The following is a 13,484-nucleotide window of genomic DNA, read 5'->3' on the forward strand; positions in this document are numbered from 1 at the left end:
AAGGCAAGGATAATGAAACAAACAAGAGGCCGACTCATGGAAAAATGAGCCAGCCTCTTCTCTTATACCGCATAAATGAGAATACGAAATACTTTTAATTTGCGATAAATTCTTGAACCCACTCGCCATTGAAGTAAGCGACGCCGATTTTAGTGTAATTAGGGCTCAAAATATTTTGACGGTGTCCCGCGCTGTTCATCCAGGCAGTCATAACCTCTTGCGGGTTACGTTGGCCTTTGGCGATGTTCTCGCCGGCATAGGTGTAAGAAATACCGAACGATTTCATCATATCAAAAGGAGAACCGTACGTCGGGGACGTATGATCAAAGTAATTATTCGTATACATGTCTTTGGCCTTCGCGAGAGCGACATTGGTTAATGCGCTGTCGCTTGTCAGCGGCTTCAGACCTGCTTTCGTACGTTCTTGATTTACGAGATCAACAACTTGGCTCGCATAGGAAGCGGATGTACCCGTTGTTTCCGTTGCTGTTCCTTGGCTGCTGCCGCCATTGCTTGTGTCAGTGCTACCCGTGTTAGCTGCAGGTGTATCTGTGGTTGTACCTGGGGTTGTATCTGCAGCTGTTCCGCTATCTGCGGAATTTTCGTCCGTATTGCCAGTCGCGGCTCCGTTATCCGCGTTGTTAGCGCTGCCCGGCTGCTCTGTAGAGCCTTGCGTGCCTCCAGCGTCAGGGGTGCTGTTCCAATGTCCGGCATTGCCGCTGCCGTATTGGAATGGATACTTGATAACCAAGCCGCCCCAATAAATATTCGATGGGTTCCCTTGCAGCAGGGACGACAGATCGAATCCATACTTTTGAGCAATCGTGTTCACCGTGCTCTGATCAATTTGATTAAGGGTAACCGTAGCCGGCGTTGCAGCGGAAGCTGCACTAACACTAAGAACGGGCGCCAAAACCAGCGCACCAGTGACAACAAATTTTTGCAAACGATTCAACAAAATCCTCTCCTTTTTTTGGCCTGCGAGGTTAGCTGACGGATTCGGGTCAAAGAGCAAGCACCCTGTCACGGTAAGTGACTTCACCCCATAGAAGGATGGTTCCCCCGCGCTTCTAATAGAAGCTTCGGCCTTGCTTTTTTTTGCCCTCTTATTCTATCACTAGATTTGATAGATTTCATGGCACAATGTCTTCCAATTCTCTTAAATGGAGGAGGTTTGAAGTTGGCTAAACCGAAAATTTTACAAATCTTATCTATGTATCACGAGGCGGGAGAGCACATTCTTCAACAGGGGGCGGAGCTTATGGTCACGCATAACGATGATGAGGAGCATCTCTGCGAGCTTGTGCGCGATGTGGAGGGAATTGTTCTGCGCGCGCCGGCGCGCATCACTCCGCGGATCATCGATGCAGCCCCGCGGTTAAAGGTCATCTCCGGCGCTGGCGTAGGCCTTGATAACATCGATGTGCACTATGCTTCCATCAAAAGAATTCCGGTGCTGCACGCCCCGGCTGTGAACAGCGTATCGACCGCAGAGCATACGGTCATGCTGCTTCTGGCATTGAGCAAGTCGCTGCTGCCCTTTCATGCGGAGATGAGCAGGGGGAACTACCATTCGCGCATGATCTATTCCTCCATGGAGGTGCAGGGCAAACGCGTCGGGCTTGTCGGCTTCGGAAGGATTGCAAAGGAGGTCGCGAAGCGGCTGCGGTTCGGCTTCGATATGAAAGTAACCGCTTGGGTGCGCAGCGATGATCCATTGAAGCACAGACAGGCGGCAGAAGAGCTGGAGGTGGAGCTGACAACGGATCTGGATCAGCTGTTCGCGCAGTCGGATTTCGTCTCGGTTCATATTCCGTTGAATTCATTCACCCGCGGAAGCATCAACCGTCATCATTTTTCCCGGATGAAAAAGGGGGCTTTTCTCATTAATACAGCCCGCGGCGGGGTAATCGATCAGGAAGCTTTGCTGGAAGCATTGCAAACCGGGCTTATAGCGGGAGCAGGTCTCGATGTTTTCGAATCGGAGCCGCCGCCCAGCGATCTCAAGCTGCTGCAGCTGCCCAATGTCATCGTAACACCGCACGTGGGAGGAACGACGAGGGAGTCCAATTACAGGATGGCTACGACAGTGGCCGAGCAGGTTCTGGCCGTCCTGGCTGGGAGCAAGCCGTTATACATAGGCAACCCGGAGGTGCTGGAGCCATGAGTGCAGTCACATGGTGGAACGCAGCTCCATCGTCATGAGACAACCACTATCAAAGCCTTGCGAAGATGAGCGACCGCGTTCAGCGGCAGGATTTATCGATTTTCATATCCGATGCCCTCGGAAGCCTATCCACTCTAGTGGCATAAAAAAGCCTCCTATCCGCAATTTCGGATAGGAGGCAGGGCAGAAGCTTAGGATTAAAGCTTCTTTTTGGTGATCGGGTACAAGCGGCCCGTTTCCTCCCAAATTTCGCCCGGCTCCAGCGAGAAGAGACCGATTTCATCGGCGGGAAGACTGGATCTTGGCGCATTGACGAGATTCACCTGAGGCTCAGGGCAGAAGAAGCCTTCCGTTGCGTTGTTATTCCATATCATCCATTGTTTAAAGGATGTGCCTACGTCATACACAAGGGTGACATTGTTGCGGTTGTCCGTCAGCTCCATCCGGTTGCGGCCGTTCTGCGGCTCCACGGTATAATGGTTGTCCATCGCAGCGAAGAAGGGAGACAGTCCGCCGCGCTTCATCATTTCCTCATCGGCTGTCAGCGGCTGGAATTCGCCTGTCGGCAGCATCCGTTCATTCAACGCCCACCGGTTGCCGATCGTCATCTGGAACGTGTAGTCGCTCGCAGAGCTGTTCGGAGCAAAAGGCGCATTGATCGCCGTATGGAACGCCAGAAGGCAAGGCATGGCATCCTCTCCGTCATTGCGGACGAATAAGTGCTGCAGCAAACCATGCTCGCTCAGCGTATAACGCAGCTTGATCGTGAAGGCGTGGGGCAAATACGAATAGACGGGATGGCCTGGCGTTACCTTTTGTACAAGCGTAACCCAGCTTTCCTGTTCGTTGGCTCCGTAGTATTCTACGCTCCAAGGAATGTTATGTAGAAATCCGTGCAGGTGATTGCCCGTGCTCGGCTCGTTGACCGGAAACTCGTAGGTCTTGCCGTTCCACGGGAATTTTCCGTCTTCGTACCGGTTCGGAGGAAACAAGACGGGAATGCCGTGAATGATCGGGCTTTTTTTAAATGAAGCCATCTCCTCCAGCGCAGGCTCGTGCAAGAAACGGTATTGATTTACCGTATCACGGAATGCAATCAGATTAGCTCCGATTTCGGGCAGTACAATAGCTTCAAACCGATCGGATTGCAAATAGACAGCGCGTTCTCCCTGATAATCGGCTTCATATGCTTTAGGTGCGGTAGTTGTGCTCATAGCTTCTCCTCCTTGAGAGTTTTTGCGCCAGCAAAAACTGGCTTCGAAAGCATACGCTGACTTTGAAATAACAAGAATAGCCTCTTGTATTATAGCATGGAACCGGAATCAAAAGTACGCGAACTGCCGTTATGCACATAGAAGCATTTTCACAAGAAAACAGGCCTGGAGACTGGCGGAAACGAAGAATTATAGGGTTTCGTGTCGAATTTTGAGATAAAAGTGGGCTAACCGCTTGTCAGACGTTATAATATTATTAACAAAATGACAATAACGGAGGGGATCAATGAGAACGTCGCTGCGCGTCAAAATTACGCTGCTGTTTCTTATCGTTACCAGCTTCTCGTTATCGTTCGTCGGCTTCTGTAACTATCAGACGGCCAAGGACGCGATTCTTCAATCATGGAAGGACAATGCCCAGACCAAAGCCCGAATGCAGTCACAGCAGCTTTCGACATGGATTGCAACGAGACTGACGGAGCTTAAGCTGTTAAGTCATACCGACCAGATCCGGTTCGGCGATGACGAGAGCCGGATGGACTACCTAATAAAGGAGCTGGGCCGGTCTGACGGAGACTATTTTTCATTCGGGTTCATAGATCAGCAAGGAATGCTTACGGATATGAACGGCAAAACGGTCAGCGTCTCCGAGGATCCGTACTTTTTGACTTCGAAGCGAGGTTATGAGGTCATTTCCGATCCCTATATGAGTGTCCTTGGCAAAGATAAGCCGATTATTTCGATACAAGTACCTGTTTATAATCATGAGCTCAAAAATGAACAAATCCTGTATGGCGCATGGCTGGCCGATGAGGCCTTCAAGCGCATTACCGGGGAGATGCTGGAAGGCGAGCCTGTTACAGCCCTGCTGGTTCACAAAGACGGAACGATTCTGCTGAATTCTCCCTATGGAAATGTGGAGCTTATGAATCGGAAGGACATAAAGCTGCCTGTTCAAAACGTGATTCCCTTCGATACCGATCAGGCCTATGGCACGTTGGAAACGACACTAAACTCTGAGGCTTATCTGCTTTCGTACGCCGAAGTGTCCGGCACCGGCTGGCGTTCGGGCGTTCTTGCCCCTATGAAGCTGTTGGATGGCCCGTTGAGCAAGTTGTTTTGGATGACAGTAGGAACCGTTTCATTGACGGAGATGGCGCTCGGGCTGATCATGTTCATCCTGCTCGGAAGCATGCTTGGGCGCTTGCGGAACATTTTGGGGCTGACTGAAAATGTGGCAGGAGGCAATCTCAAGGTTCAGCCTATCCATTACAAAGCAAAGGATGAAATCGGGGCATTGGCTCATTCCGTTAACGGGATGGTTGACAATCTGCGTACGATGTTTGAGCGGCTGAACGCCATTATTAACCAAAATGATTACGTCATTATCGTGGTCGATCCCGATGGCTTGGTTACTTATTTTAACCGTAAGGCGGAAACGCTTCTTGGGTACAAGGCAGCGGAGGTCATGTACAGGGAGTCGATGTTCTTATGGCACGATGAAGCCGAAATATTGCGTCGGGCGGAGCGGTTGTCCTCCGAGCTCGGGGTTAGGATTCCGCCGGACATTTCTGTGTTCTTAACCAAATCGGTTCGCGATGTGCCTGAGAATTATCATTGGACTTTCGTACATAAGGACGGCTCGAAGTTTCCGGTGAACTTGAACGTGACTCCCATGCGGGACCCTAACGGGTCCGTTACCGGTTATGTTGCGATCGCCCACGAGATTCGGTTGTACAAGCATGCCGAGGAGACGCGAAACCGGCTGTTAAGCATACTGGATGCGGCCAAGGATTTGATTGCATCCGTAGACGATAGAGGCTATATCTTCTATATCAACCCGGCAGGGATGGAACTGCTGGAAATGGAAGAATTAAATTCGGATACAAACTATACAAAGGACTATTTTGAGAAGCAGCAGCTTCAGGGCTTTCTTGAGGGGCTGCACCAGTTGCACAGGAATGGGTATTGGGAACGTGAAACGGTGCTACGGACCCGCAGCGGACGCGAGGTTCCGATGTCCATGATCTTGGTGGCACATAAGGATAAGCAGGGAAAAGCATACTATTCCGTCATTGCCCGCGACATATTGGAGCAGAAGCGAATACAGCGCGAGCTTGTCCAGGCCAAGCAGGTAGCCGATCAGGCCAATGAAGCCAAAACCCGGTTTCTTGCCCGGATGAGCCACGAAATTCGAACGCCGCTCAATGGAATTATCGGTTTCACCCAATTGATGATGCGTACCGGAATGAACGATATACAGCAGGAATACGGTCACAAGATTGTGGCATCCTCGCACACCTTGCTTCGCATTGTGAATGATATTCTGGATTTCTCCAAGGTGGAGGCAGGTAAAATCGAGCTGGAGCGAACCCGGTTCAGCCTGAATGAAACGGTTTGCCATATATGCGATATGATAAGTGTGCATTTGGGCAAAGAAGCCGTCGAGGTGTTTATCGATACGCCGGAGCAGCTGCCGAGCACCGTGATCGGGGATCCCTTGCGTCTGGAGCAGGTGCTTCTGAATCTGTGCAGCAATGCGCTGAAATTTACGAAGCAGGGGTATATTTTGGTGAAGCTTGAGCTGCTTCGCCAGTACGCGAATGAAGTGCTTATTGAATTTACAGTGGAAGATTCGGGTATCGGAATGAATGAAGAGCAGCTGACCAAAATTTTTGAGCCGTTCAGGCAGGCGGATGACTCTACGAGCCGCAAATATGGCGGAACCGGTCTGGGACTGGTCATTTCCAAAAGCCTCATCGATTTGATGGGAGGGACCCTGCACGTTCATAGTAGACAAGGAGAAGGCACCCGATTTACGTTCCAGCTCCCGTTCGAGGTGGATTTTACAGCAAGAAATGAGATCCTTCGGCTCCCTTATTCAGCTGTACCCTACTCTGTCCTTGTCATCCAGCAGAGCAGCACAATGGTCAGCAAACTGCATCATATGCTGCAGTCCTTCTCGCTGCAGGTCACTATGGCCCCCTCATGGCATGAAGGATACCTGCTGCTGCAAAATGCCAAAACAGCACCTTATCATCTGGTGCTTATGGATATGGAGGCGGAGGATATGTATGGCGTCGATACATGGCTGGACCTGCATGAGCGGATTCGGTCGGCGGGATCGATTTCGATAGCTATGACGACAGCTTACGGCAGAGAAGAATTACTGGGGCTGCCGGAGCAGCAGCGCCCTGACTGGGTAATCGTCAAGCCGATCAACCGGCTTGGCTTGTACCAAATGCTCCATGCCGCCTTGGAGGGGCCCACGCCGTCAGTCCAGATGGCTCCGGCAGCAGCTCCTCGGTTGCCCGAGCTTGAAGCAGAAACAATTCGCGGGCACATCTTGCTCGCAGAAGATAACGAGCTGAATCAACAGGTTGCCGTTGAAATGCTGAAAAGCCATGGCTATGCGACCGTTGTTGCTTCAAATGGGCTGCAGCTGTTGGAGAAGCTGGAGCTGAATCCGACGGGCTGGGATGTCATCCTGATGGATATTCAGATGCCTGAGATGGATGGATATGAAGCAGCCCGGATTATTAGGGCGGACAGCCGGTTCAACAAGCTGCCTATCATAGCCTTGACCGCGGACGTCCTGCCGGAGCAGCGGGAGACTTGCTTTACTATAGGGATCAACGCTGTGATGAATAAGCCGATGGATATGAATGAGCTGGCAGCCATTTTACAACAGTGGGCACCGGATAAAGAAGCCGAACGCGAAGCGGCGGCGGCTCTGCCTGAATTGGTAGGGATTGATGTGCACCGGCTGTTGGATCATTTAAACGGGAAAGTGCCGATTGCGCTTCATGTATTGAGAAAGTTTTATCAAGATTACGCGGATTTTGCTGCGAACCTTCAAGAGCTTCTTGGTCAGGGAGAACAAGAAACCGTTCAACGCAGCATCCATTCTCTGAAGGGGGTTGCCGCCAATATGGCGGCGGACCGCTTGTTCGCGGCCGCAAGCAGCATGGAAGGCTCGCTTAAGGCGAAGCGGACGGACGGTTTGGAGCAGCAGTTTCTTGCCATCAAGCAAGAGGTGGATACCATTTTACTGTCAATGGAGCAGGCCGGGTTAACGAAGCCGGATACAGGAAGTTAATACCTTTGCAGAAGGTGGGCGCTGATGTACAAAGTATTTATTATAGAAGACGACGCTTTAATAGGCGATATGCTGAGCATGTATTTAGCAGAGGAAGGGTATGGCGTGGAGAGGGCGGAGAACGGCAAATCAGCCATGGCCTATTTGGAGCTTCACCAGCCGGATATTATCCTTCTCGATATTGTACTGCCGGATATAAGCGGCATCGAGCTGTGTGACGAGCTGCGCAAAAAGTCCACGGTTCCCATCCTGGTTGTCTCCATGAAAACCGAGGTAATGGACCGGGTTCATGCGCTGAATGCCGGGGCCGACGATTATATGTGCAAACCGTTCAGCATGCGGGAGCTGTCAGCCAAAGTAGCCGCTATGATTCGAAGGACACATTATAACCAGCAGAGGCAGGAGCAGCCTTCGTCTGAGGAAAGGCCATTTCCTTCGCAGGGGCCGAATAAGATCTTTTTGAATTATGATAAAAGGTCGTTATTCGTCAATGGCAAATATGTGGAGACGACGTTCTCCGAATTCGAGATTATGAAGCTGTTTATAGCGAATCAAGGCAAAGTCTACAGCAGGGAAGAATTGATTAACGCGGTTCGCGGATTCGACTCCTTTGTGAACGATCGCGCCATTGATGTGCATATCGGTAATCTGCGCAAAAAAATGGAGGAAGACTCGAAGCAGCCTAAATATATAAGAACCGTATGGGGTGTCGGTTACAAGTTTGTGAATGCATAGCGTGCACTTCCCTCTATGGCAACTAAGGAAAATAGCGGAATTTCATGGAAATTGTTAGTTTATATTAACATTCAATCATAAACTTTTTTTATATCTTTCCCTCATAATAGGAAAAGACGGTGAGTCATTTCGACATATATTTCAACTTTTCCAAAAAAATGTTGGGGGTTTCAAACAGTGATTATTGAAAGAATGTCAGTCCATGATGTGAGTAATGTTGATTTTGTGAATAGAGCGCTGGAAGTTTTTGCGGAACGAAATCAGTTGACACCACGCGAGAAAGAAATGGTGGGCTTGCTCTTAATGTATGGTTACTCGAACAAGGAATTGGCAGAGCATTGTGATATATCCGTTAAAACGGTTAAAAATCATTTGGACAATATGATGCGCAAGCTGGAAATCCACTCTACGCGAAGGCTGTATTCGTTAATATTGCAGTTTTTTTATGAAGAGGAGACCCGATTGCTTGAACTGAAAGGCAGATAAACGGGAGAAAGCGGAGGAGAGTGCCGCATGCTGTCTAGTGGTGTCGGATTGTTGGAGAAAGTCATGTTCAATGCTTCTTTTCTTGTATTTTTCGGCTTTGTATTCGCCATGCTGTGCCCTTGGATCACGAGGTTTCGTGACGGGGTGAGGAAGGGGATTTGGGGCCTTCTTTATGGCCTGACTGCACTGATCATGATGCACTATCCGCTGATCAGCTGGGATGGGGGGAGTCTGGGCGCGACGGAGCTGGTCCTTGGGCTGTCGGGGGTGTTATATGGCACCGTGCCTGGCATCGTCTCTCTGGTCGTGACGGAAGCGGGGTTGTGGCTGTTCGGGGAACCCGCTTCCTTGGCGGAGTACGGGGCTGGAATTACGGCCGCGTGTACAGGACTGCTTGCTTTCCATGCAGGCAAGCGGTACCCTCTTTCCTTCGCAAGATATACCTTTCTTGGCCTTTTGCTTTCAATAGAAGTACTGCTGTGGAACTGGAATCGTCTGGATGAAGGTTCCTTTGCAAATATTTTGGCAGATGCAGTGGTGCCGGTCATCCTGCTATATACATTCATCCTGATGCTGGTCCGCTTCTATCTATTTTCCCAGCGCCGCAAGGGCTCTATGGAGCAGAAATTGCATGAACGCGAGCATCAATATCGAATGCTGGCGGAGCATTCCCAGGATTTGATTTTTAACTGCGACCTGCAGGGCAGGCTCATTTCGGCGAATCCGAAGTTTATGCAAGCGACGGGATTGAGCCAAGAGGAGTTGTCCCAAAAATCGTTAAACGAGCTGCTGCTTGTACGCAGCGAGCTGTCGGATTGGGAGGAAATGCTGTCCCAATTGATCCAGACCCAAACCTCAATCAGTGCCGAAAAGGAAATCGTGAACGGTCAGGACGGCTCTCGGATTTACGTGACAACGCTTTCCCCGGTGATCGGGGCGGATGGCCAGATGAAATCGGCGATCGGTACCTGCTATGACATCACAAGCGTCCGCAAGTCGGAACAGCATATAAGACAGCTTTCTTATTTCGATACCTTGACGGAGCTGCCGAACCGGAAGCTGCTAACAGAGAGGCTGCATCAAGCGACACTCAACGGGGACGAGATGATGCATGCCCTGGTGCTTATTGATTTGGACAATTTCAAGTTTGTTAATGATACACGGGGCTACGCTTTTGGGGATGAGCTTCTGAAAGCCGTTGGCAACCAGCTGCAGCAGCTGTTTTCGCCTCAGTACACGGTGGCCAAAATGGGTGAGGATGAATACGCCGTTCTCCTGGAGGATATGGATCAAATTCAACCCTTGCTGAGCTGTATCGAAACGGTTCAAGAGCAGTTTCAATTTCCGTTGTTTATACGGGGTGAGCCGATTCATTCCCGCATCTCGATGGGAGTGGCGGTCTACCCGGGCGATGGGAAGAACGCCGAAGACTTGATACGCAATGCGGGCACGGCCATCTACAAGGCCAAGAAAACAGGCAAAAATCAATGCTGCTTTTACAATGCGGACATGCGGGAATCACTGCTGAGGCGAAGTAAGCTAGAGGATTCCTTGCGCAAGGCTCTTATACATAATGAGTTCATTTTACAATTTCAACCGCAATGCCATGCCACTACCGAATCGGTCAGAGGGTTCGAGGCACTGATTCGATGGGTCCACCCGGAGCTAGGGACCATCTCTCCCGCCGAGTTTATTCCGATCGCAGAGGAGACGGGAGTCATTGTCCCGATTGGGGAATGGGTCATCCGGACAGCTTGCGAGCGGATCAAGGCGATTCAGAAATATCACTTCGAGCATGCGATTATTTCCGTCAATGTTTCACCTGTCCAACTGAAGCGTCATGATTTTGTAGATATGGTTATGAATATTTTACGGGAGACTCACGTTGAGCCTCATCATCTGGAGCTGGAAATTACCGAATCGATCATGATGGAATCATTTCATGAATCGGTTCATGCGCTGGAGCAGCTTCGGGGGCATGGGATCAGGATTGCATTGGATGACTTCGGAACCGGTTATTCATCCTTGAGCTATTTGCGCCTGCTGCCGATTGAAACGTTAAAAATTGACCGGTCCTTCATTCAGGATATTGTCAACGAACCGATGCAGGCTGCACTGACGGAGTCGATTATTCACCTTGTTCACAAAATGGGTATTCAGGTTGTTGCGGAGGGCGTTGAGACGGAGGAGCAGCTCAAATTCCTGCAAGCGTGGGGCTGCGAATATATCCAAGGCTATTTGGTAAGCGAACCCCTGTATGAACTGGAAATTCGCCGTTTATCTTATTTACCGCAATGGAGAGACCCCGCTTAAGCTGAAGCTCAAGACGAGTCCTATGGGGAAAAAAGCGCACGTCACCGTCCGGGTAGCCGGGCGGTATTTTTTTGGGAAAAATTCGTAGAAGCTTACTGGCAAGAAATGTAGAATTGTACGCATTTCAGCAAGAAAGGTCCTGTAATCCATCCTATACTGCTGTACAATAAATGATAACCCTTACCTTTAGGAGGCGTTTCACATGACGGCATTTGGTTGGTGCATGGGCATTGAGCATGCAGAAGAGCTTGGAAAATTCGGATTTGATTACATTGAATGTCCGCTGGCTTCTTTTATGCAAGAAAATGATGACGCTTTCAAAAAGTCGCTGCAACGTTATCTTGACAGCCCTCTTCCCGTCCGGGCCTGGAATGTGATGTTCCCGGGAGACTTGCGTGTAGTAGGCCCCGAGGTGCAGCCTGACCGGATTCGCAGCTACGTAGCCAGAGCGGTTGAAACTGTAAACCGGATCGGTTCATCCATCGTTGTGTTCGGCAGCGGCAGATCCCGTCATGTTCCGGAGGGCTGGTCGCGGGAGAGGGCGGAGCATCAAATTGTGGAGCTGTTAAACATCATGGCGGACGAGTGCTCCGGTACCGGACTTGTCATTGCGATCGAACCGCTAAATACGAAGGAATCGAACATAATAAACAGTGTAGCGGAAGGGGTGCATTTCGCCCGGCAAATCAATCGATCGCCGATTCGGGTGCTGGCTGATTTTTATCATATGGACGAGGAGGGGGAGGCACTCGACACGATTTCAGAGCATAAGGATTGGCTCGCCCACATTCACGTAGCCGATACAGGGAGGCTTGCACCAGGTACGGGCGCTTACCCGTACGAGAGGTTTATGGCGGAGCTGCGTGCTGCCGGTTACCAAGGAATGATCTCGGCGGAATGCACGCTTCGCGAAAGAGATAGCGAGCTGCCTGCCTCGCTGAGCTTTTTGAAGCAGCAATGGCTGCAGGCCAAATAAATGATCGAGCCCCCGGTGCAGTAGGAATCGGCAGCCGGGGGCTTTCTTCGAGCTCGTTATTTTTGCTCTAATTCAAGATCCTTGCGAGTGTATTGACGGTTCCATACAAACTCCAGGTCAAACTCGGTCGTATCGTCGGAGATAAACCGATAAAGACAGGCACAGAATCCCCCGACAATTCCCGCTAATCCGATCATCCAGAGAAGAAGCTCAGCCCATACATGTGCCATTCACTCATCCCTTTCTTCACGCTCTTATCCCATCCTATGAGATAAGCTGCGGGAAGATGCAGGAATGAAGGGCGGTAAAGGGCCGGAGAGGAAAAAATATGATGGCTATTTTTGAACTTTGTTTGAATTCGTATGCTGAGCTTCGTATTCCTCGGCGTATTCTTCCAGTGATTTGATGGCACCATGGGGATGAGGAGTCTGTTTACGGATTTTGTCCGCATTTTCTCTGCGATTTTTCGATTTAGACATGTTCATTTGCCTCCTGTGCTTGACTTGGTTAAGACGAGATGCCTTATTAGGATGGCAAGCAAACGGCATCGTTATGCAAGAAGAACCTGATAAGCCCAACAAACACAAATGGAACCGTCGCTGCCGTTGTGCAGTGTACGGTTCCATTTGTGTTTGTGCTTGCGTTCCAGTTTTTGCAGCTGTTCGGCCCGAGTGGGTGTTTTGCGTTCAATCGGGACTAGACCGTTCCAGCCCAGCCGCTGCAGCTCAGGATTTATTCTTCCTTCGCGTTCCGACTTCAACCGGTGTTTTTTAGCTTTGCTAAGTGCCATAAAGGCACCTCCTTTAGGACGATTTTTGATTGTTTTCCTTACCAACCATTATACGCGACTCGGATGCAGATGGATAGTATGACAGTTTTGAAACATTGGACAAGATTGGTTGTGTTCGCCACTAGCATTTGGTAACCTAGAAGAGACCTACTGGTTCCAATCCATCCATGCAGGAGTGAGCGTTGTTGTCTTACGATTTTATTTACTGGTTTATCATGGGCGCGGCTTTTGTCATCAGCAATGTTCTCGGTGTCGGCTTGATGCTCAAATTTCATAAGCTGCTGCTATCCTTTCTCGTATCGTTTATCGTCAATCTGGCTATTTTTCTTACGGCAGGCATTTGGTGGGCCGGTTTATTCGAAGGTTTTTCACGCATGTTCGGCTTATTCGGCTTCGGAATTGCTTTTGTCAATATCGAGGTGCTGCTGTTTTTTACGTTATTCGTAATGAAGAAGAAATCGAAGGACAATACAAAAACCCCGTAATGGAATTGTAATCTGATATTCATCTGGTGTTCATATTGGGCGGATATAATAAATAAGACCCCCTTTTTAAATATATACCTTGGATGGCCTGCTGTTCTTAAATGAACCGCAGGTCTTTTTCTTTTTCCCATACTGCCTTTTGAATAAAAGTATGAGAAAAACTCCCTGTCCGGAGCGGACAAGGAGTTCGTACTTGCTTATGGATCAGGAATGGAATGA

General features: G+C 49.8%; 12 protein-coding genes and 1 riboswitch. Of the genes, 7 read left to right on the forward strand and 5 right to left on the reverse strand.

Annotated elements, in window-relative coordinates; all coding sequences use genetic code 11:
- Positions 1-94 precede the first annotated feature (94 nt).
- Complete coding sequence (locus CF651_RS21590; protein WP_425436294.1) at positions 95-955, reverse strand: CAP domain-containing protein; 861 nt, start codon at positions 953-955, stop codon at positions 95-97.
- Between the two features lie 5 nt (positions 956-960).
- Positions 961-1,098, reverse strand: a riboswitch (cyclic di-AMP (ydaO/yuaA leader).
- Between the two features lie 82 nt (positions 1,099-1,180).
- On the opposite strand from CF651_RS21590, the gene CF651_RS21595 reads away from it, so the two are divergent.
- Positions 1,181-2,167 (forward strand): hydroxyacid dehydrogenase, encoded by a 987-nt coding sequence (locus tag CF651_RS21595; protein ID WP_094016944.1) that lies wholly within the window; start codon positions 1,181-1,183, stop codon positions 2,165-2,167.
- Between the two features lie 197 nt (positions 2,168-2,364).
- On the opposite strand, the gene CF651_RS21600 is transcribed toward CF651_RS21595, so the two are convergent.
- On the reverse strand, positions 2,365-3,381 hold the full coding sequence (locus tag CF651_RS21600) for an aldose 1-epimerase (protein WP_094016945.1): 1,017 nt from the start codon (positions 3,379-3,381) through the stop codon (positions 2,365-2,367).
- A 286-nt stretch (positions 3,382-3,667) separates the two neighbouring features.
- On the opposite strand from CF651_RS21600, the gene CF651_RS21605 reads away from it, so the two are divergent.
- The 5 genes from CF651_RS21605 (at position 3,668) to CF651_RS21625 (ending at position 11,990) form a co-directional block, all read left to right on the forward strand.
- Complete coding sequence (locus CF651_RS21605; protein ID WP_094016946.1) at positions 3,668-7,480, forward strand: ATP-binding protein; 3,813 nt, start codon at positions 3,668-3,670, stop codon at positions 7,478-7,480.
- A gap of 24 nt (positions 7,481-7,504) precedes the next feature.
- Positions 7,505-8,215, forward strand: a complete 711-nt coding sequence (locus tag CF651_RS21610) for a response regulator transcription factor (protein WP_094016947.1) — start codon at positions 7,505-7,507, stop codon at positions 8,213-8,215.
- Between the two features lie 177 nt (positions 8,216-8,392).
- Positions 8,393-8,701 (forward strand): helix-turn-helix domain-containing protein, encoded by a 309-nt coding sequence (locus tag CF651_RS21615; RefSeq protein WP_094016948.1) that lies wholly within the window; start codon positions 8,393-8,395, stop codon positions 8,699-8,701.
- Between the two features lie 27 nt (positions 8,702-8,728).
- Positions 8,729-11,014 carry a putative bifunctional diguanylate cyclase/phosphodiesterase gene (locus CF651_RS21620; RefSeq protein WP_094016949.1) on the forward strand — a complete coding sequence of 762 codons (2,286 nt, stop codon included), beginning with the start codon at positions 8,729-8,731 and terminating at the stop codon, positions 11,012-11,014.
- A 202-nt stretch (positions 11,015-11,216) separates the two neighbouring features.
- Positions 11,217-11,990 (forward strand): sugar phosphate isomerase/epimerase family protein, encoded by a 774-nt coding sequence (locus CF651_RS21625; protein ID WP_094016950.1) that lies wholly within the window; start codon positions 11,217-11,219, stop codon positions 11,988-11,990.
- A 56-nt stretch (positions 11,991-12,046) separates the two neighbouring features.
- Here CF651_RS21625 and CF651_RS32440 read toward each other — a convergent pair whose 3' ends face one another.
- From CF651_RS32440 to CF651_RS21630, 3 genes are all read right to left on the reverse strand, one after another.
- Positions 12,047-12,220 carry a hypothetical protein gene (locus CF651_RS32440; RefSeq protein WP_179232923.1) on the reverse strand — a complete coding sequence of 58 codons (174 nt, stop codon included), beginning with the start codon at positions 12,218-12,220 and terminating at the stop codon, positions 12,047-12,049.
- A 105-nt stretch (positions 12,221-12,325) separates the two neighbouring features.
- Entirely contained in the window at positions 12,326-12,469 is a 144-nt protein-coding gene (locus tag CF651_RS32445; protein WP_179232924.1) for a DUF6254 family protein, read from the reverse strand.
- 71 nt (positions 12,470-12,540) lie between these two features.
- Positions 12,541-12,780 (reverse strand): hypothetical protein, encoded by a 240-nt coding sequence (locus tag CF651_RS21630; protein WP_094016951.1) that lies wholly within the window; start codon positions 12,778-12,780, stop codon positions 12,541-12,543.
- A 185-nt stretch (positions 12,781-12,965) separates the two neighbouring features.
- On the opposite strand from CF651_RS21630, the gene CF651_RS21635 reads away from it, so the two are divergent.
- Positions 12,966-13,265, forward strand: coding sequence for a hypothetical protein (locus tag CF651_RS21635; RefSeq protein ID WP_094016952.1), 300 nt, complete (start codon positions 12,966-12,968; stop codon positions 13,263-13,265).
- The last annotated feature ends 219 nt before the right edge of the window (positions 13,266-13,484 follow it).

The sequence above is a fragment of the Paenibacillus rigui genome, from assembly GCF_002234615.1.
GTDB lineage: Bacteria > Bacillota > Bacilli > Paenibacillales > NBRC-103111 > Paenibacillus_S > Paenibacillus_S rigui.

What these genes read in the sequence shown, in the direction of transcription:
- CF651_RS32445 (WP_179232924.1), bottom strand. Translation starts at nt 12,469, where the DNA reads ATGTCTAAATCGAAAAATCGCAGAGAAAATGCGGACAAAATCCGTAAA.
- CF651_RS21625 (WP_094016950.1), top strand. Translation starts at nt 11,217, where the DNA reads ATGACGGCATTTGGTTGGTGCATGGGCATTGAGCATGCAGAAGAGCTT.
- CF651_RS21630 (WP_094016951.1), bottom strand. Translation starts at nt 12,780, where the DNA reads ATGGCACTTAGCAAAGCTAAAAAACACCGGTTGAAGTCGGAACGCGAA.
- CF651_RS21605 (WP_094016946.1), top strand. Translation starts at nt 3,668, where the DNA reads ATGAGAACGTCGCTGCGCGTCAAAATTACGCTGCTGTTTCTTATCGTT.
- CF651_RS21600 (WP_094016945.1), bottom strand. Translation starts at nt 3,381, where the DNA reads ATGAGCACAACTACCGCACCTAAAGCATATGAAGCCGATTATCAGGGA.
- CF651_RS21620 (WP_094016949.1), top strand. Translation starts at nt 8,729, where the DNA reads ATGCTGTCTAGTGGTGTCGGATTGTTGGAGAAAGTCATGTTCAATGCT.
- CF651_RS32440 (WP_179232923.1), bottom strand. Translation starts at nt 12,220, where the DNA reads ATGGCACATGTATGGGCTGAGCTTCTTCTCTGGATGATCGGATTAGCG.
- CF651_RS21610 (WP_094016947.1), top strand. Translation starts at nt 7,505, where the DNA reads ATGTACAAAGTATTTATTATAGAAGACGACGCTTTAATAGGCGATATG.